Annotated in this window: 17 protein-coding genes; 9 read left to right on the forward strand and 8 right to left on the reverse strand. The window is 64.8% G+C overall.

The features are described from left to right. Nucleotides 1-4 precede the first annotated feature (4 nt). On the reverse strand, nt 5-736 hold the full coding sequence (locus SynA15127_RS07820; protein WP_186483585.1) for a 2-phosphosulfolactate phosphatase family protein: 732 nt from the start codon (nt 734-736) through the stop codon (nt 5-7). A gap of 63 nt (nt 737-799) precedes the next feature. On the opposite strand from SynA15127_RS07820, the gene SynA15127_RS07825 reads away from it, so the two are divergent. Genes SynA15127_RS07825 through SynA15127_RS07850 form a run of 6 tightly spaced genes read left to right on the forward strand, consistent with a single transcriptional unit; the run spans nt 800 to nt 8,888 of the window. Further along, nucleotides 800-2,362 carry a UbiD family decarboxylase gene (locus SynA15127_RS07825; RefSeq protein WP_186483586.1) on the forward strand — a complete coding sequence of 521 codons (1,563 nt, stop codon included), beginning with the start codon at nt 800-802 and terminating at the stop codon, nt 2,360-2,362. 28 nt (nt 2,363-2,390) lie between these two features. Next, entirely contained in the window at nt 2,391-3,716 is a 1,326-nt protein-coding gene (gene aroA, locus SynA15127_RS07830) for a 3-phosphoshikimate 1-carboxyvinyltransferase (protein WP_186483587.1), read from the forward strand. Continuing rightward, complete coding sequence (locus SynA15127_RS07835) at nt 3,697-4,614, forward strand: MnmC family methyltransferase (RefSeq protein ID WP_186483588.1); 918 nt, start codon at nt 3,697-3,699, stop codon at nt 4,612-4,614. Before aroA ends, SynA15127_RS07835 begins: the two co-directional genes overlap by 20 nt. A 39-nt stretch (nt 4,615-4,653) precedes the next feature. After that, nucleotides 4,654-6,009, forward strand: coding sequence for a bifunctional UDP-N-acetylglucosamine diphosphorylase/glucosamine-1-phosphate N-acetyltransferase GlmU (glmU, locus tag SynA15127_RS07840; protein ID WP_186483589.1), 1,356 nt, complete (start codon nt 4,654-4,656; stop codon nt 6,007-6,009). 15 nt (nt 6,010-6,024) lie between these two features. After that, nucleotides 6,025-7,332 (forward strand): YegS/Rv2252/BmrU family lipid kinase, encoded by a 1,308-nt coding sequence (locus SynA15127_RS07845; protein WP_186483590.1) that lies wholly within the window; start codon nt 6,025-6,027, stop codon nt 7,330-7,332. Continuing rightward, a complete protein-coding gene (locus SynA15127_RS07850; protein WP_186483591.1) occupies nt 7,329-8,888 on the forward strand; it encodes a metallophosphoesterase in 1,560 nt (519 codons plus the stop codon). The genes SynA15127_RS07845 and SynA15127_RS07850 overlap by 4 nt, the downstream gene beginning before the upstream one ends. Here the strand turns inward: SynA15127_RS07850 and murF are convergent. The 6 genes from murF to menD form a co-directional block, all read right to left on the reverse strand. Further along, nucleotides 8,871-10,220, reverse strand: a complete 1,350-nt coding sequence (murF, locus tag SynA15127_RS07855; RefSeq protein WP_186483592.1) for a UDP-N-acetylmuramoyl-tripeptide--D-alanyl-D-alanine ligase — start codon at nt 10,218-10,220, stop codon at nt 8,871-8,873. The two genes, SynA15127_RS07850 and murF, sit on opposite strands and share 18 nt — an antisense overlap. Beyond that, on the reverse strand, nt 10,217-10,897 hold the full coding sequence (locus SynA15127_RS07860) for a hypothetical protein (RefSeq protein ID WP_255475435.1): 681 nt from the start codon (nt 10,895-10,897) through the stop codon (nt 10,217-10,219). The genes murF and SynA15127_RS07860 overlap by 4 nt, the downstream gene beginning before the upstream one ends. A gap of 2 nt (nt 10,898-10,899) precedes the next feature. After that, on the reverse strand, nt 10,900-12,462 hold the full coding sequence (glgA, locus tag SynA15127_RS07865) for a glycogen synthase GlgA (protein ID WP_186483593.1): 1,563 nt from the start codon (nt 12,460-12,462) through the stop codon (nt 10,900-10,902). A gap of 67 nt (nt 12,463-12,529) precedes the next feature. After that, entirely contained in the window at nt 12,530-13,075 is a 546-nt protein-coding gene (locus SynA15127_RS07870; RefSeq protein ID WP_186483594.1) for a L,D-transpeptidase, read from the reverse strand. Nucleotides 13,076-13,080: 5 nt separating this feature from the next. Further along, a complete protein-coding gene (menB, locus tag SynA15127_RS07875; protein WP_186483595.1) occupies nt 13,081-13,950 on the reverse strand; it encodes a 1,4-dihydroxy-2-naphthoyl-CoA synthase in 870 nt (289 codons plus the stop codon). 5 nt (nt 13,951-13,955) lie between these two features. Further along, nucleotides 13,956-15,656 (reverse strand): 2-succinyl-5-enolpyruvyl-6-hydroxy-3-cyclohexene-1-carboxylic-acid synthase, encoded by a 1,701-nt coding sequence (gene menD / locus SynA15127_RS07880; RefSeq protein ID WP_186485642.1) that lies wholly within the window; start codon nt 15,654-15,656, stop codon nt 13,956-13,958. 125 nt (nt 15,657-15,781) lie between these two features. On the opposite strand from menD, the gene lepB reads away from it, so the two are divergent. Continuing rightward, nucleotides 15,782-16,405 (forward strand): signal peptidase I, encoded by a 624-nt coding sequence (lepB, locus tag SynA15127_RS07885; protein ID WP_186483596.1) that lies wholly within the window; start codon nt 15,782-15,784, stop codon nt 16,403-16,405. Between the two features lie 15 nt (nt 16,406-16,420). Then, nucleotides 16,421-16,774, forward strand: coding sequence for a DUF760 domain-containing protein (locus SynA15127_RS07890; protein WP_186483597.1), 354 nt, complete (start codon nt 16,421-16,423; stop codon nt 16,772-16,774). On the opposite strand, the gene SynA15127_RS07895 is transcribed toward SynA15127_RS07890, so the two are convergent. Next, the gene (locus SynA15127_RS07895) at nt 16,764-17,945 is read right to left on the reverse strand and encodes a DUF4336 domain-containing protein (RefSeq protein ID WP_255475436.1); all 1,182 of its coding nucleotides are present in this window, start codon (nt 17,943-17,945) and stop codon (nt 16,764-16,766) included. The genes SynA15127_RS07890 and SynA15127_RS07895 overlap by 11 nt on opposite strands. A gap of 91 nt (nt 17,946-18,036) precedes the next feature. Between SynA15127_RS07895 and SynA15127_RS07900 the strand changes: the two genes are divergently transcribed. Beyond that, nucleotides 18,037-18,528: a hypothetical protein gene (locus SynA15127_RS07900; protein ID WP_255475437.1), complete on the forward strand. Its 492-nt coding sequence runs from the start codon at nt 18,037-18,039 to the stop codon at nt 18,526-18,528. Nucleotides 18,529-18,656: the final 128 nt, after the last annotated feature.

An 18,656-nucleotide genomic window follows, 5' to 3' on the forward strand; every position in this document is an offset into this window, starting at 1 on the left:
CCGCTCATGCGGCCTTCAGAACGCCTGGTTCGATCTGAGTCGGAACGACGCTGATCTGGTCGAGACCCGCGCAGCAGCGGAAATCGGCATCGTGGTCGCCGAGACCGATCAGGCGCTGACCATGGCTCGCGCTGCGCAGGCAGGCTTCCGGGTCTTGCCTCCAGTGCTGCCAGAGGGCGATGGCAGCGGAGAGCTCATCGTTGGCGATCACGGTGGCTGCCGGGTCCCGTTCCGTCAGAAGGGCGCCGAGGGCCCCTGCCGCCAGGGAATCCTCCAGGGAATACGTGCCTTCCCAACCGCTGCCCACAATCGCAACCGATGCGGGCCGCTTCTCCAGCAGCCGCTCTGCCACCGCTTCGCGGTTCGGCAGAGCAGCGGTAACCAGCAAGGGAACATCGCGGACGCGATCCAACGCCCGCGTGCCGTTGGTGGTGCTCATGAACAGACGCTTGCCAGCCACCGTTTCGGGCAGCACGGCCACAGGCGAATTGCCGAGATCGAAACCCGGCAGCGTCTTGCCTCCGCGCTCTCCCACCCGCAGTCGGGAGGATTCCGGCCAGAGATCGGCCGCCTGGCGGAGATCCTCGAGGTCCGCGAAGGCCTGCACCGCTTCAGCACCGTTCTGAAGAGCCCAGGCGATGGTGGTCGTCGCCCGGAGCACATCGATCACGACCGCCGCTTCGGGCCGGACGTCCGCTGGCATCTCAGCAGGCACATGGAAGTAGGAGATCTGCATGGCCACGCTTGGATTCGGCGTGCGACACAGTACCGAGACCGACAGCGCCGCACCGTCGCCTTCATGCCTCTGTTTCAGACCGGCCCGGCAACCCGTGACCTGCGCGGCTTCCTGGAACTGCTGGACCAACGCGGGCAGCTGCGTCGCATCACCGCTCCGGTGGATCCGGATCTGGAACTGGCTGCGATCGCGGATCGGGTCCTGGCCCAGGGAGGTCCGGCGCTGCTGTTCGAAAACGTGATCGGTTCCCCAATGCCCGTGGCGGTGAACACGCTCGGGACCGTCGAACGGGTGGTGTGGAGCATGGGTCTGGAGCGGGCCGAGCAGCTCGAGGAACTCGGGGAACGGCTCGCTCTGCTGCAGCAACCCAGACCACCCAAGGGCCTTGGGGAAACCAAACGCTTCGCCCGGGTGTTCTGGGATCTGGTGAAGGCCCGTCCGGATCGGGATCTGATGCCGCCCTGCCGGCAGCAGGTCTTCCAGGGCGACGCGGTGAACCTCGACAGCATCCCGCTGATCCGACCCTGGCCCGGAGATGCCGGTGGGGTGATCACCCTCGGGCTGGTGATTACCAAGGACCCTGAGACAGGTGTGCCGAATGTCGGCGTCTACCGCCTTCAGAAGCAGTCGGTGAACACCATGACGGTGCACTGGCTGAGCGTGCGCGGTGGGGCTCGCCATCTGCGCAAGGCCGCCGCGATGGGCAGGAAGCTTGACGTGGCTGTGGCCATCGGCGTCCACCCCCTGCTGGTGATGGCAGCGGCCACACCGATCCCCGTGCAGCTGAGCGAATGGCTGTTCGCGGGGATCTATGCCGGTGAAGGCGTCCGGCTGACACCCTGCAAGACGATCGACCTTCAGGTGCCCAGCCACAGCGAGGTGGTGCTGGAGGGAACGATCACCCCCGGGGAGGTGCTGCCGGACGGCCCTTTCGGCGATCACATGGGGTTCTACGGGGGCGTGGAGGACTCCCCTTTGGTGCGCTTCCACTGCATGACGCAGCGACGGGATCCCGTCTTCCTCACCACCTTCAGCGGCCGTCCCCCCAAGGAGGAAGCGATGCTCGCCATCGCCCTGAACCGGATCTACACACCGATCCTGCGCCAGCAGATCCCGGAGATCACCGATTTCTTCCTGCCGATGGAGGCGCTGAGCTACAAGCTGGCGGTGCTCTCCATCGACAAGGCCTATCCAGGCCAGGCCAAACGCGCGGCCATGGCCTTCTGGAGCGCATTGCCTCAGTTCACCTACACGAAGTTCGTGGTGGTGGTGGATCGTCACATCAATGTGCGCGACCCGCGCCAGGTGGTCTGGGCGATCGCAGCTCAGGTCGACCCTCAGCGTGATCTGTTCACCCTTGAGGACACCCCCTTCGACAGCCTGGATTTCGCCAGCGAACAGCTGGGGCTCGGGGGACGTCTGGCCATCGATGCCACCACCAAGGTCGGACCGGAGAAGAATCACGACTGGGGGGAACCGCTCAGCCGTCCGGCGTCGCTGGAGCAGCGGGTCTCGGAGCGATGGCACGAGCTGGGACTCGATGACCTGGGGCAGTCCGAACCGGATCCGAGCCTGTTCGGCTATGCCCTGGATCGATTGATGCAGCGGCTCAGCATCGCCCCATAGGATCAACGGTCGCTGTTTCCCCGAAGTCTTGAGCGCGACCGGCAGCCCGTTCATCCCCCGTGTGCTGCCGGCTGGAGGCAGCCTCTCCGGCCGGGTGACGGTGCCCGGGGACAAGTCCATCTCCCACCGCTCACTCCTGTTCGGGGCCATTGCCGAAGGCACGACAACCATCGAAGGGCTGCTGCCGGCCGAGGACCCGCTGAGCACCGCAGCCTGCCTGCGGGCCATGGGAGTCGCCATCAGTCCGATCACCCCTGGCGCCACGGTCACGGTGCAGGGAGTCGGCCTCGAAGGCCTTCAAGAGCCCTCGGTGATCCTCGACTGCGGCAACTCCGGCACCAGCATGCGGCTGATGCTCGGTCTGCTGGCCGGTCGGAGCGATCGGCACTTCATCCTGGATGGCGATGCCTCACTGCGACGTCGCCCGATGCGACGGGTAGGCCAGCCTCTCTCGGCCATGGGAGCTGAGGTGCGCGGACGTGACAGCGGCAATCTCGCTCCCCTGGCCGTGCAGGGACGACAGCTGAAAGGCACGGTGATCGGCACGCCAGTCGCCAGCGCTCAGGTGAAATCCGCTCTGCTGCTGGCCGCTCTGACCGCGGACGGTACGACCACGGTGATCGAACCGGCCCAGTCGAGAGATCACAGCGAACGCATGCTGCGGGCCTTCGGTGCCGATCTCGAGGTGGATGGGGAAATGGGACGGCACATCACGGTCAGGCCCGGTGCCGATCTGCGGGGCCAGTCGGTGGTGGTGCCGGGAGACATCAGCTCGGCCGCGTTCTGGCTGGTGGCTGGGTCGCTTGTGCCCGGAGCCGATCTCACCATCGAGAATGTCGGGCTCAATCCGACACGCACCGGCATCCTCGAGGTTCTGGAACAGATGCAGGCCCGCATCGAGGTGCTCAACCGCCGGGATGTGGCGGGTGAACCGGTCGGCGACCTCAGAGTGCGTCAGGCGCCGCTCCAGCCCTTTGAGTTCGGGGAATCGATCATGCCGCGACTCGTCGACGAGGTGCCGATCCTCAGCGTCGCCGCCTGCTTCTGCGCCGGCGAAAGCCGTATCAGCGGAGCCTCGGAACTGCGGGTGAAGGAGACCGACCGGCTGGCGGTGATGGCCAGACAACTCAGAGCGATGGGAGCGGACATCGACGAACATGAGGACGGCATGACCATCCGCGGAGGTCGTCCTCTGCAGGGCACCGCTCTCGACAGTGAGACCGACCACAGAGTGGCGATGAGCCTGGCGGTGGCCGCCATGCTGGCGAGCGGAGACTCAACCCTGGCCCGAAGTGAAGCCGCGGCCGTGTCCTACCCGACCTTCTGGGACGACCTTGCCCGACTGCGCAGCTGACCTCGGAGAACTGCACGCCTATCCCACCGCGGACGGCAGCTTCAGCCTGCAAAGCGATCGTTTCGGCGAGGCGTTTCACAACTCCGCAGGAGCCCGCAACGAAGCCGAGGCGAAATTCGCCGTTCCGGCTCAGCTCGAGCGATTCCAGGAAGGAACACCGCTCCGGGTGCTCGATGTCTGCGTCGGTCTCGGCTACAACAGCGCCGTGGTTCTGGAAGCGCTGCCGACACCAGCTCCTGAACTGAATTGGTGGGGGCTGGAACTGGACCACCGTCCTCTGGAGCTGGCCCTGGCACGGCAGGACTTCCGCAGCAGCTGGTCGGCATCCGTTCTTCAAGTGCTGGAGCAGATTCGCGATCACGGCCATTGGGATCACGAACGTTGCCGCGGCAGGCTGCTCTGGGGAGACGCCCGCAGCATGCTGAGGCAGATCCCAGACAGGCAGAGCTTCGATCTGATCCTTCAGGACGCCTTCTCACCCCAGCGCTGTCCGGAGCTGTGGAGTGAGGAGTTTCTGGCGGCCCTGGCCGGGCGTCTGGCTGCCGGCGGACGTCTGCTCACCTACAGCAGATCGGCTGCGGTGCGGGCCAGCCTGCAACGGAACGGTCTGATGCTGTTCTCGCTGCTGCCGGCCCCGGGCGAACGGCCGGGCTGGAGCAGCGGCACGATGGCCGTGCGCCCGGGAGCGCCGATTCCTGATGGAGGGCCGGGCTGGAGAGCACTGTCTCTGATGGAGGAAGAGCATCTCCACACCCGCGCCGCCGTGCCCTTCCGGGATCCCAGCGGCACCGACGACTGCGCTGCCATCCTGCGGCGCCGGAACATGGAACAGGACGGATGCAGCCTCGAGCCGACCAACGCCTGGCAGCGGCGCTGGCGGCACAACTCCACCGGCTGATCCCGGTAGATTCCGGCCGTTTCGATCACGCCCGCCGCCATGCTTGCCGTTGCTGTTCTGGCCGCTGGAAAGGGCACTCGCATGAAGAGCGCTCTGCCGAAGGTTCTGCAGCCTCTGGCGGGAGCCACCCTGGTGGAGCGGGTTCTGGCCAGTGCCCGCACGCTGCAGCCCGAACGACGCCTGTTGATCGTGGGTCACGAGGCTGAACGAGTGGAAGAGAAGCTGAGCCCGATCGGCGGTCTGGAGTTCGTTCTGCAGCAACCCCAGAACGGCACAGGTCACGCCGTGCAGCAGCTGCTGCCGGTGCTGCAGGGATTTGCAGGGGAACTGCTGGTGCTCAACGGCGATGTTCCGCTACTACGCCCGGAAACGATCGAGTCCCTGGTGACCTGTCACCGGGAGAGCGGCGCCGACGTCACGCTTCTGACGGCTCGGCTTTCGGATCCCACCGGCTACGGCCGCGTCTTCGCTGATGAAACGGGACAGGTCAGCGGCATCATCGAGCATCGCGACTGCAGTGAGGAGCAGCGCCGCAACACCCTCACCAACGCAGGCATCTACTGCTTCAACTGGCCTGCGCTGGAGAAGGTTCTGCCGCAGCTGAGCACCGATAACGACCAGGGAGAGCTGTACCTGACCGACACCGTGGCGATGCTGCCACGGGCCATGCATGTGGAAGTGGCGGATCCCGATGAAGTGAATGGCATCAACAACCGCAGACAGCTGGCGCAGTGCGAAGCGGTGCTTCAGCAGCGGCTCAGGGAGCACTGGATGGCGGAGGGGGTCACCTTCGTCGATCCGGACAGCTGCACCCTGAGTGAGGACTGCCGGTTCGGGAGAGATGTGGTGATCGAACCCCAGACCCATCTGAGGGGATCCTGCCGAATCGGAGACAACTGCCGTCTGGGTCCAGGTTCGCTGCTGGAGAATGCCGATCTCGGAGACGCCGTGACCGTTCTGCATTCGGTGGTGCGAGAGGCGACCGTGGCGGACGACGTCAGCATCGGCCCGTTCGCCCATCTCCGACCGGCGGCTGAGATCGGCAAGGGCTGCCGCATCGGCAACTTCGTTGAGGTGAAGAAGAGTCAGATCGGAGCTGGCAGCAAGGTGAATCACCTCAGCTACATCGGCGACGCGAGCCTTGGCGACAACGTCAATGTGGGGGCCGGCACGATCACCGCCAACTACGACGGCGTTCGGAAGCACCACACGGTGATCGGCGACGGCAGCAAGACCGGGGCCAATTCCGTGCTGGTGGCTCCGTTGTCTCTGGGGAAGGAGGTGACGGTCGCAGCCGGTTCGACTATCACCAAGGATGTGTCGGATGGTGCCCTCGCCATCGGACGCTCCCGCCAGATGAACAAGGAGGGCTGGAGCCGCAGCTCCGGCGACTGACTCCACACCATCCACATGCCTTCGACCCTGGTTCTGAACGCCGATTCCAGCGTCTGTCCCGCGCTCGGGACCTGGATCGGCAACAACGCTGAGCTCCTCAGGGGATTCTCGCTGTTGATCGCCGAAGACGTGCTGGCGGAACTGTCCAAGCGCGACACTCTGGACCAGCTGTCGATCACCACCTGCCGAGGCATCCGCAGCGGCGGTGACATCGAGATGGCCGCCACGATCCTCAAGGGAGAGATCAGCGGCCTGATCCACTTCCCCTCTCCCACGGGCGAACGGGCCGGAGATGTGCTGTCGGAACCCCTGGTGCGTGCAGCACTTCTCAATGATCTGCCGATCGCCCTGAATCCCGCCTCCGCTTCCGCACTGGTGCGGGGCATCAAGGGCAGCAGGCGGGGCTATCTGATCTTCAATCCCGTGGCCGGCCAGGGGGACCCCGTCAACGAACTGGCCGAGATCCGCAGTTATCTCGAACCCCAGATCATGCTTCAGATCTGGATGACGCAACCCAATCTCGACCCCGCCCAGCAGGCCAGGGAACTGATCCAGGAGATCAAGGCCTTCGAGCAGCAGGGGGAAGGCGAATCGCTGATCATCGCTTCCGGAGGTGACGGCACCGTCGGAGCCGTTGCCAGTGCTCTGGCGGACAGTGACATCCCTCTCGGCATCATTCCCCGTGGAACGGCGAACGCCTTCTCGGTCGCCCTCGGCATCCCAACGGGAGTGAAGGCCGCCTGCACCAATCTGCTGCTGGGCAACACACGCCTGGTGGACGTCGCCATGTGCAACGACCAGCCGATGATCCTGCTCTCCGGCCTTGGATTCGAGGCCGGAATGGTGAACAAGGCAAGCCGTGAACTGAAGAACATCCTCGGGCCGATGGCCTACATCTTCTCGGGAGCGCGTCAGCTGGTGGACCAGCAGCCGTTCAAGGCGACCTTACGAATCGACGGCGAGGAATATCACCTCGAAGCCAGTGCCATCACCGTGGCCAACGCCGCACCCGCCACCTCCGTGATGGCCCAGGGCTTCGGCCAGGTGATCCCCGACGACGGTCTTCTCGAGGTGATCGTCGCCTCCCCGAAGGACCGCATCAGTGGTTTTTCGGTGCTGTCGAGCCTGGCCTGGTCGGCGATCGTCAGCAACACCGCCCACCACGACAACATCGCCTGTTTCCGGACCCGCCAGATCGAGGTTGAGCTGGAGGAGTCTCAGAAGCTGGTGGTGGATGGAGAGATTCTTGACGCGGACAAGATGACGGTGTCCGTCAAACCGGGAGCCCTGCAGGTGGTGGCTCCGATCCGCCTGAAACCTTGAACCTCGCCAGCGACCCCACCATCCAGCGCAAGATCACCCGGATGGCGGAGCGGGTGCGCTGGAAACAACCGGCACTGACCAACCGGGGCATCGACCAGACCCGTCTGGTGCTCGATCCGGATGGGGATCAGCCCGGACAGGACGACGCTTTCCACTTTCTGGTGCTCGGGGACAGCGGCACCGGCCGTCACCGCTTCCACAGCCCTCCGAGGCGGATCGCCGAACGGCTGTTACCCCACAAGCCGGATGCGGCCTTTCTGCTTCACACAGGTGATGTGGTCTATCTGGTGGGAGCAGCGGATCAGTACCGCGACAATTTTCTGCGCCCTTATCGGGAATGGCTCCGGGACGGAGAGCAGTGGTCCAGCCTGAGCCATGAGGGGATGGTGTTCAACCAGCCGTTCCTCCCGGTTCCCGGTAATCACGACTACTACGACCTCTCCTTCCCTGTGGCGCTGATGGCAGGTCTGACCCTGCCCCTGCGTCGTCATCTGCAGCGGTTCCACGACGTCGATGCCGGCTGGCGCGGCTCAGGCCAGGGAGAGGTCTATGCCCAGGCATTCATGGATGTGCTCCACCAGCTGCCTCCCTCCCGACTCGAGCAGCATCTCGAGACCCACTACGACGCCGTGTGGGACGGGCATCGCTGCCTCCACTACCGGCCGGGACGGCTCACCCGCCTGCCAAACCGTTATTACCGATTCCGCCATGCAGGGGTCGACGTCTTCGCGATCGACTCCAACACGCTGATCTCGCCTGTGGCGCCATCGAAGGATCGCCGCAGCCTGCAACAGGAGCTGCAGGCCTGCGAACAGCAACAGAATCACGTCTACCAGTCTTTGGCCAGTGGTGGTGTTGATGAGGAGAGCCGCGATGCCCTGCTCGATGAACTGGAGACACTGCAGGAGTCGATTCTTGATCTGCGCCGCCGGATCGGGCAGGGGGCAACCGTGGACAAAGCCCAGCTGCAGTGGTTGCAGGACGGCTTGATCGCCTCGCATCGGGACCCGACGGTGCGGGGGCGAATCCTGACCATGCATCACCCCCCGTACGTCACCGAAGCGACCAAGTGGACCCAGGCCGACACCATGGCGATCCGCCTGCGGCTTCGGCAGATGCTGGATGGCGTCGCCGCATCGCTGGGCGACACCATGGCCGCAGCGGCTCCTGTGGACCTGGTGCTCAGCGGTCACGCCCACTGCCTTGAGGTGCTGCGCACCCACGACACCGGCCACGCGGACAGTGGGATCCACTGGGTCATCTGCGGCGGCAGCGGCTATGGCCTGCGCAGTCAGCGCCGCGAGGGAGCACGACTGATGGAAATGAATGACGACGGCAGCGAGAAGCACGTAGCCAGCAGCGATCTCTACATCGGGAAGGATTGGCCGCCGGCGGAAGGACGCCATGCCTACAGCGGTCTGCGGGTGGACATCGCGGCAGGACGTCCGCTGACGATCCGACTGACCCCGCTGGTGTCCTGCCGGGCTGATCGAGGCTGGAGCGATCAGGACCTCGAGACGATCACCCTTTCAGGCCCGTCACACCGAAGGCAGTAACGGCAGCAGACGTTCCAGGGCGACACCGCGGCTGGCCTTCAGCAGCACCACATCACCGGATTGGAGCCAATGGCGCAACGGCTCGGCGGCAGCGTCCGGCTTCGACACCACCGCTAAGCGATCAAGCGATGCTGCGGCCGCTGCCATGGCGGCGGCTTCGGGATCTGCCGCGACAACCACGAGTCCGTCCAGTTTCAGCTCCGCAGCCCGGGCTGCCACAGCGGCATGAAGCTCAACACTGCGGTCACCGAGTTCAAGCATCGTTCCCAGCACGGCGAAGCGACGGCCGGGCTGAACAGCCAGCAACTCAAGGGAGGCCAAGACAGCCTCAGGCGAGGCGTTGTAGGACTCATCGAGAACCGTGAGCCCGCCTTGATGCAGACGCCGATTGCGGCCGCCGGGAACGCTCACCTGCAGATCCTCCAGAGCCTCATCGGCAACACCCAGCTCCCGGGCAACAGCGACGGCGAGCAGCAGGTTGCGGGCGTTGTGGCGCCCCTGCAGCGGCAGAGACAGAAAATGGCCGTCAAACATCAGGTGCTCAGCGGAGACCGCACCGATCAGATCAGCTGCCGCCGTGGCATCCCCCTCCAGGCGGACCCGCAGCACACGGCCTGTCCAGACCTCAGCCAGCGCCGTTTCCAGAAGAGGATCCCCAGCGGGAATCACGACGACGCCATCGGGATGGAGGGCGGCCGTGATCTCGCATTTGGCGGCAGCAATGGCCTCACGACTGCCGAGACGTCCGATGTGGGCCGTGCCGATGTTCGTGATCACCGCGATATCAGGCTCGGCACATTGCGACAGACGTGCGATCTCCCCAGGCCCCCGCATGCCCATCTCCACCACGACAGCGCCGTGGGCTGCCGTGGTCTCCAGCAGCGTCAGCGGTACGCCGATGTCGTTGTTGTTGTTGCCTTCACTGGCTATCACCGGCCCCAGGGACGACAGCGTCGCCCGGATCAGTTCGCGGGTGGTGGTCTTGCCCGCGGAACCCGTCACCGCCACCACCGGCAGGTCCAGGGCTAGACGATGTTGACGGGCCAGCTGCTGGTAGGCATCGAGAGTGTCGTCGACACGCCAGTGCAGCAGTCCCTCAGGCAGGGGCTGATTCCAGCTTCTGGACACCACGGCGGCCTGAGCTCCGCTGGCACTGATCTGCTCCAGAAACGCATGGCCATCGAAACGTTCTCCCACCAGGGGAACGAAGAACCCGCCGGTCTGCATCCGGCGGCTGTCCGTGACGATCGAGCCAACCGTCTGCTGCGGGTCCAGGGATGCCCCCCGAGGCTGTCCCCAGAGATCGATCAACTGCTGAATCCGCAGAGTCATGCCGAGGCGGGGATGTCGTAGAGGATCATGCCGACGCCAACCCGGGCTGAGCGCCCGAGGAGACGGTCTTCCTCATCGACCAGACGCAGCTGCTCGTAGCCCAGCTCATTGCTGCGTTGCTGCCAGTCCTCCGCCAGCTGCTTTCGCATGGCCTGAGGCACGGCAGACCAGCGATCTGACAGCTCCAGCACCAGCTGGAGCGCCTGCCCATCCGGTCGGGCCGAGACCAGCAGCTGGCTGGGGGCGTCTGGTCCCAGCAGAAGCTCAAGCAGTGGATCCAGAGACGGCACAACAGGAGGCTTTTCAGCAACGCTCTCCGCCGGCGGCGGCGGCGGCAGCTCGGCGGGAGACGCCGGAGACGTGGAGGCTGCCGTTGAGAGTGACGCTGAGGGAAGCTCGCTGGACGGAACCGCGCTCAGATCAGGCGGGGGGGTGCCAGCGCGGCTGCGCGAGAAACGGCCAGGCAGCAGAAGCACCAACCCCAACAGCAGCACCAGAAGGAGCGGCCAGAACCAGGGGGCCAACCCCTGAGGCCAGAAGCCGGGAACGGACAGATCACCCTCTCGATTACGACGCCAGACCTCCTGAAGCCGCAACCTCAGATCAGCCGCCATCGACCGCAGGTTGCGGGCGAACTCACGCCATGGACTGACGTAGGGGGCCGGCAGATTGGGCAAGATCAGCTGCGACGGCCGAACAGCCGGTTGAGCGGGTTACGCGGCTGCTCCGATGGAGACTCTGCTACGGGTGTCAGTTCCGCTGGCGCCGGATCCTTCTGAGGTGCGCTCTTGTCTGCGGCGTTCCGGGACGGATCGGCATCCTGTCCCAGGGACAATTGCTCCACCATCGCCGCATCCGGAGTGGGGGTCTTGATACCGCACACATCGCGGTACATCGCGTCGTACTGCACAGCGGAACGATCCCAGCTGTAGTCCTGAGTCATGCCGCGGATCTGCAGCTGGTTCCAGCTGCTGCGATGGCGGTAGGCCTCCCAGGTCCGCACCAGTGCCGTGTAGAAGTCGACCGGTTCGAAACGATCGAAACAGAAGCCGGTGCCGGCGTCAGCTGATGGGTCATGGGGGGGAACCGTATCCACCAGACCACCCACATTGCGCACCACCGGAACGGAGCCATAGCGCATGGCATAGAGCTGACTGATGCCGCAGGGCTCGAAGCGGCTCGGCATCAGGAAGGAATCGCTGCCGGCGTAGATGAGTCGCGAGAGATCATCGTCGTAAGTGAGGAAGACAGCGCAGCGGCCGGGATGACGGGAGGCCAGCTGCCACAGGCCTGATTCCAGCCCCCGGTCGCCGGTGCCGAGCACCACGATCTGGGAATCGGTGTAAGCCAGCAGGCGATCGGCGACCTGAAGCAGCAGATCGACACCCTTCTGATCGACCAGGCGACTCACCATGCCGAGCACAAAGGCGTTGTCACGCACTTCCAGCCCCATGCGCTCCTGAAGAACGCGCTTGCATTCCGCCTTGCCGGAGAGATCCTCGGCGCTGTAGTTGGCGGGAAGAGCCCTGTCCGTGGCGGGATCCCAGGCCTTGAGATCGATTCCGTTGAGGATGCCGCGCAGTTTGCCGGACACGAAATTCAGCAGTCCGTCGAGTCTCTCGCCGTATTCGGCCGTGCGGATCTCCTGGGCATAGGTCGGAGAGACCGCATTCACACGATCGGCATAGAGCAGCGCCGCTGCCATCGTGTGATCTCCCTGCATGTACCAGGGGCACCAGGTGATGCGATCCAGCTTCCAGCGCCAGGGGCCCTGGTACTTGAGGTTGTGGATCGTGAAGACCGTGCTGATCTCAGGGTCTTGATGCATCCACACCGGAATCATGCCGGTGTGCCAGTCATGGCAGTGCAGCACCTGAGGCTTCCAGACATTCCAGGCGAACTCGGCGGCAGCGCTGGCGAAGAAGGTGAATCGCCAGTCTTCATCCTCACCGCCGTAAATCCGCTCGGGATCGAACACGGGATGCCCCACCAGATAGATGGTCAGGCCGTTGGAGGGATGGCGGGTTTCGTAGACAGCGAACTCGGTGCCCATCGTCTGGGCGCGCCAGATCGGCTCATCCGGGATCGCGAGGTTGCTCCAGAGCTTCCCGTAGCCCGGAATGATCAGCCGCACATCGTGCCCGAGACGGGTCAGGGCGGGGGGCAGCGACCCGACGACATCCCCCATGCCGCCCACCTTGATCATCGGGGCGCATTCGGCGGCGGCGAACAGGATGCGCATCGATGGACTTCCGACTTGGCGCGGCGACTTTAAGGGCAACCCTCACCAGTTCTGCACGTTCTGACCGTCACGGCAGCACCATCACCGGTGTTCCGAGATTCACCTGCCGGTAGAGGGATCGCACATCTTCGTTGTACAGACGCACGCAGCCATGGGAGATCGCCCGACCGACGGTCCAGCGATGCGGGGTGCCGTGGAACCCAGTGGTGGTGCAACCCTCGATCGTGATCCAGGTTTCACCGTCGTGGGCATCACGCCCGAGGCAATCGCGATGGAAGGCGATCCAGTGGCTGCCGAGGGGATTGTCAGGGCCTTGCTCCTCCACGCGCTCTCCGGTGACCGGATGAACCCAGATCGGTTGGTCGATCTTCTCCATCACCCGGAAGCGACCGGTGGGGGTCTCCCAGCCGGGCATACCGACAGCCACGGGGAAGGCGCTGCGCAAACCGCCGTTCTCGAGCAGCAGCAGCCGACGGCGACCGCGCAGCATCACGATGTGACGCTCCTTTTTCTGCAGCAGATCCGAAGGCAGTGATGCCAGTGCCGCCATGACCGAATCCATCGACGCTGACCGCAGCAGCGGAACCGGATCCGGGGGCGTCAGAGGAAGCATCGGCGTCAGGGTAACCAGCCTGTGCCGGAGAAATCAGGGGGGCGTTTGCCGAGGAACGCATCACGCCCCTCCTGCGCTTCATCGGTCCGGTAGAAGAGGTGGGTGGCCTGTCCGGCCAGCTCCTGGATACCGGCCAGCCCATCGGTTTCGGCGTTGAAGGCGGCCTTGAGACAACGAATTGCCGTGGGACTGTGCTGCAGCACCTCCCGGGCCCAGCGCACCCCCTCCGCTTCCAGTTGCTCGAGGGGAACCACCGCATTCACCAGCCCCATCCTCAGGGCGTCTTCGGCGCCGTAGCGACGACAGAGGAACCAGATCTCGCGGGCCTTGCGCTGGCCGACCACCCGGGCCAGAAAGCCAGCGCCGTAACCGCCGTCGAAGCTGCCGACCCTGGGACCGGTCTGGCCGAAAACAGCGTTGTCTGCGGCCAGGCTGAGATCACACAGCAGATGCAGCACCTGACCGCCCCCCATGGCATACCCGGCCACCAGGGCGATCACCACCTTCGGCAGGCTGCGGATGATCCGCTGCAGATCGAGCACATTGAGGCGCGGCAAGCCGTCGTCGCCGACATAACCGCCGTCGCCGCGCACGCTCTGGTCACCGCCGGCGCAGAAGGCGTGGACCCCGTCCTGGGACGGCCCCGCCCCTGTGAACAGCACCACGCCGATCTCCCGCTCATCGCGGACACGACTGAAGGCATCGCAGAGCTCCACCACCGTCTGCGGCCGGAAGGCATTGCGTTTGGCCGGCCGGTTGATCGCGATGCGGGCGATGCCTTCATCGCAGCGGTCGACAAGGATGTCGCTGTAGGTGCCCCAGGGCTGCCACGCGACGATCGATTCACCGGGAAGAACCCGCCGCGCCAGGGACATCGGCTTCAGAGCGTCATCACTTCATTCTGAGCAGCGGTGTGCAGCCGTTTGCGCAGCACCGCATCGCCGCGTCGATCCGTGCAGGCCCGCAGCAGCGCGGGGCCCTGTTGCGCCAGGCCCCAATCCAAGGCGTCATGCAGATCCTCCAGGCAGCTGAGAGCCCGCCCGGGAACGCCGTGGGCCGCAGCCAACGCCAGCGGATCGACCCGCTGAGGCATGGCGAACAACTGATCGAATCGCTCCTCGCCCTGCTGCTGGATATCCAGCTGCTGGAAGATTCCACCGCCGCCGTTGTCGATGAGGATCACCAGCAGTGGGGGGCCGTCGGGGCCGCCATGAAGCCAGCCGTTGGCATCGTGCAGCAGGGCCAGATCACCGGTGAGCAGCACCGTTGGTCCCAGCGACCAGGCCAGTCCCATGGCCAGCGACAGGGTGCCGTCGATGCCGGAGGCACCGCGGAAGCTGAAACATCGGCGATCGGCCCCACCCTTACCGCTCCACAGCATCCAGTCCCGGACGGGGGAACTGGCCGCCAGCATCACAGGCAGACCGCTGGGGAGCAGCTGACCCAGGGCGCGGGCGAGCGCGGGCTCAGTCACCGCACCCCTGCAGGGAAGCAGCTCATCCAGCAGGGCGCCGAGACGATGGTCCGGCTCCGCCCAGGCGGTGCTCAGACCAGCCCGTCCGGGGGACTGCTGAGCCAGCCAGGCCTCCATCCCCCCGCTCCACTGCGCGGCTCGGCCGAGCGGGTCGAGTGGACGGGCATCGCCTTCACTGATCAGCACCTGAGGTCCCCTGGCGGCGGCAAGCCAGCGTTCCAGTGACCGACTGGCGGGCATGCTTCCCAAACGCAGCACCTGCAGATCACTGCCGCCGTGGAACTGATCGAGCAGCAGCGGCCAGTGATGCACCCGACCGGGCCACTCCACCGGCAGGGCGGCCAGCGGATCGGCCAGAAGAGGCCAGCCGCTGCGCTCCAACCAGTCCGCGAGCGCACCGCGATACCCCGCCAGATCGGTGCTCAGTCCCCGCCATGGTCCTGCCACCACAACGCCCGCCTGCGCGGGATCCAGGGCCGGAGCTGAGGCATCCGGCGGATCAACGGTTGTGGAGCTATCGGCGACGCCCACTCCAGGAGCAGGAGGATTTCGCAACCCGGACAGCTGCTGCTGCTGATCGAGGAGGGCGGCGTGGAGCGGCTCCTCGAACGGGATGTTCAGATGAACCGGACCGGGGGGTTGACCGGCCTGCCCCTGGGCATGAAGCCATCCCCGTAAAGCCAGAAGATTGATGTCGGCAGCTGAAGCAGCGTGCAGACCGGTCGTGGCGATGCTGCCGACCCAGCGGCAGGCAGGATTCAGAAACTGCTCCTGGTTAACGGTCTGATTCGCTCCGCAGGTCTTGAGCCGTTCCGGTCGATCGGCCGTGAGCAGCAGCAGCGGCTGACAGCTGCGATCGGCCTCGACGGCGGCAGGCAGCAGATTGGCGACCGCCGTGCCGGACGTGGTCACCACCGCCACGGACCGGCCGGACGCCGTTGCCATCCCGAGAGCGAGGAAGGCCGCCGAGCGCTCATCAATCGCCGTGAACAGCTGCAGCATTCCCTGAGACGCCATCAGCCCCGACGCCGTCGCCAGAGGGCCGGACCGGCTGCCTGGACAGAGCACCAGCAGGCTCAACCCCTGACGATGCAGGGCGCGAAGCAGGCCAAGAGCCGCCTCGAGGTTGGCGCGGGCAACCGACAGTGCAGGAGAGCACCACTGCAGGAATCCTGCTGCAGCATCCGCTCGTCCGTGCCTGAGCGAAGCACTGCCGATGCGAGGGTGCGGCCATGACTCCCACACCGTCCCCACCGGATCGCCCCCGCGAGGCCGGTTTCTGGCGCAGCCTGATCCTCTGGGCCCTCCTGGCCCTGCTGATCCGTTGGCTGGTGATCGAGCCGCGCTGGATCCCCTCCGGCTCGATGCTTCCGACGTTGCAGCTTCAGGATCGGATCCTGGTGGAGAAGATCCGACCACCGCTCGAACAGCAGCGGGGACGGCAACTGCCGTTGAACAGCATCGTGGTGTTCTCGCCACCTGCTCAGCTGGTGGACGCGGGGTACGACGCCTCCGCCGCCCTGATCAAACGACTGGTGGGGCAGCCAGGCGACCAGCTGGAAGTACGCGACGGCCTCCTGATTCGCAACGGTGAGCCCGTTCCAGAGCCCTGGCTGGATGAGCCGATCACGTATGCCATGGCACCGGTGACCGTGCCGGATCATCAGCTCTGGGTGATGGGTGATAACCGCAACGCAAGCCTGGATTCCCATCTGTGGGGTCCGTTGCCGGAAGCGAACGTGATCGGCACTGCGATCTGGCGGTACTGGCCCCTGAATCGCTTCGGACAGATTCGGTTCTCCACCACCGACGGAAACGAAGTGAACTCTGAGGCTGGGGTAGGGTCAGGACCGTGATGCAGATAACACGGGATGTTTAACCCCGAGTTCCTGACCACCGATAACAACGACGGTCAAGCGGGGAACAGCCTGATCCAGTATCTGCAGGAACAGTCTCCAGACACCCTTCAGAGGGTTGCCAAATCGGCAAGCGGTGAGATCCAGGACATCATCCGCCACAACGTTCAGGGACTGCTGGGGATGCTCCCCGGCGAGCACTTCGAGGTGAAAGTCACCTCCAACAGGGAGAACCTGGCCAACATGCTGGCCTCGGCGATGATGACCGGTTATTTCCTGCGCCAGATGGAGCAACGCAAGGAACTGGAGGAAACGCTGTTCGCCGATGATCAGATGGCGATCGAGCCCGACGACGAACTCAACCTCTGAGCTGGGGATCCGTCGGAACCACACCGAGCTTCAGCAGACGCTGATCAATCGAACTGAGAAACGCCCAGTTCGATTCATCCGGTGCCCAGGTCTCCGCGTTGAGCTGTGAGAAAAGCTCATAGGAACGTTGACGGGTGAAGGCGATCGGAGCGCTGTAGTGCGCTGGGACAAGACACCGCATTCCATCGAGTCTCCCGATCTGCTCGAGCCATTGCAGGAAGGTCTCCAAAGCGCGCGGCAAAACGAGTCGTTCCACCACAGGCGCCACCTGAAGGAGAGGTTCATGGTCTCCGATCAGCCCCCTGGCCGCGTCATGCCATCCCTGCCGCCATCGGAATGGATAGAGGCCGAAGTGGGCACGGGAGGTGCGCAAGCCTGGCCGGAAGGCATGGCGGAGCAGCTCGGGAATCGGGGGAACCTCGAGCGGCTCCGGCCGCAGGTAGGAGGCGAACAACACAAGACGAGCCCACCCCCGCCGCCGCGCCTCGGGCGTATCGAGGAGCGGCTCGTCACCCCGTTCCCTGGCGTGGAACAGCAACGGCGTTGGATCGAGATCAAACAGAGCAGGCGGCTCAGCCGAAATGCCAACCAACGCATCGGTCACCATCAAGGCACCGGAAGGGCGGTGAAAACAGCTGATCTCTTGAAAGCGACCAGCACCAAGATCGAGCGGTCCAAGCGTGATCCACTCACACACGTCGCCATGGGGGACGCCATCGTCGAGCAACACCTTGGTGCGGTGTGCTGGAACGCCCAACCAGGACAAGGGCAACTGCACCGGGAAACTCCACTGACCGGGGCATACCCACACCTGCGCATCAGGGAACGCGCGGGACAGGGGGCCGAGGGGCAGCTTGTGCTCCAAGCCGGAGGCGGTGGGGAGCACGATCGTGCGCACCGGACCGTGCTGCTGTTCAAGGCCAGCAATGGCCTGACGAAGCTCACCTGTGGGCGGCAGGGGATTCACCAACATCAGCCCGCCTGGCACCTTGACCACCGTGAGTCGAATCGGCACGGCGACGTAATACACCCCCTGCAGCTGCTCAAGGCTCCAGAGCTGGCCAGGGATCAGCTCACTGAACACCGTGCGGCGGCGGCCATAGGGATAGAGCGGCAACAGCGGCCACCAGGGCCAGCGTTGGCCGTCTGCTTGAAAACCGCTTGCAGCCAACCCACCAACGCAGGTCCAAAGATTCTGCACAGGAGTGGCGCGATGCGGAGAACGCAGATGCCGACAGAATGACGTCATCTGTTCCGGACGCTTGACCCTGAGGCAGCTGCGCAATCTTGTCATCCAACTGCTGGCTTGCCTTTCCATCGTGGGCCTTGGGGCATCACACGTGTCCGCCTGTATCGAAGGACTTGAGTGGGGCATGACGCTGGATCAAGTCACAGCACACCTCGGCGAAACCCGTCAGGCAGACCCCGATCGACCGCAGAAGTATCAGGCGCTGAACGCACACCTGGATGAAATCCCAGTGGTTCAGTCAACCTTTGAACTGAGTCCCGGTACCGGCTTGAGGTCGTTGGCCTACGAGTTTGAGGTGAGCGATATGACCGAAGTGCTGGCAGGCCTTCGCCATCGCTATGGGCAGCCGTTGAGCATGAGCATCGACGATCGCCATGTGAACCAACAGTTGTGGGTCTGGAATACGGGTGACGATCTGATCACAGCCGTGAACAGCACCTCCATGGGACGCCAACAATTCCTCATCTCCTACCGGCCCAGTCGACTCCGACCCAACAATCTCTGAATCTCGTGCGCGCAACAACGCCAAGGGTTGAGAGACGTCCACACGCGACTCCATAGCCCGAACCTTGACCATGCGCCCGGTGACGTTCTGAGCATCGAAGTGGACAGGCAGCCATCCCAGCCAACAGA

Origin of the sequence: Synechococcus sp. A15-127 (assembly GCF_014280215.1) — a bacterium.
In the GTDB taxonomy this organism is placed as follows: Bacteria; Cyanobacteriota; Cyanobacteriia; order PCC-6307; family Cyanobiaceae; genus Parasynechococcus.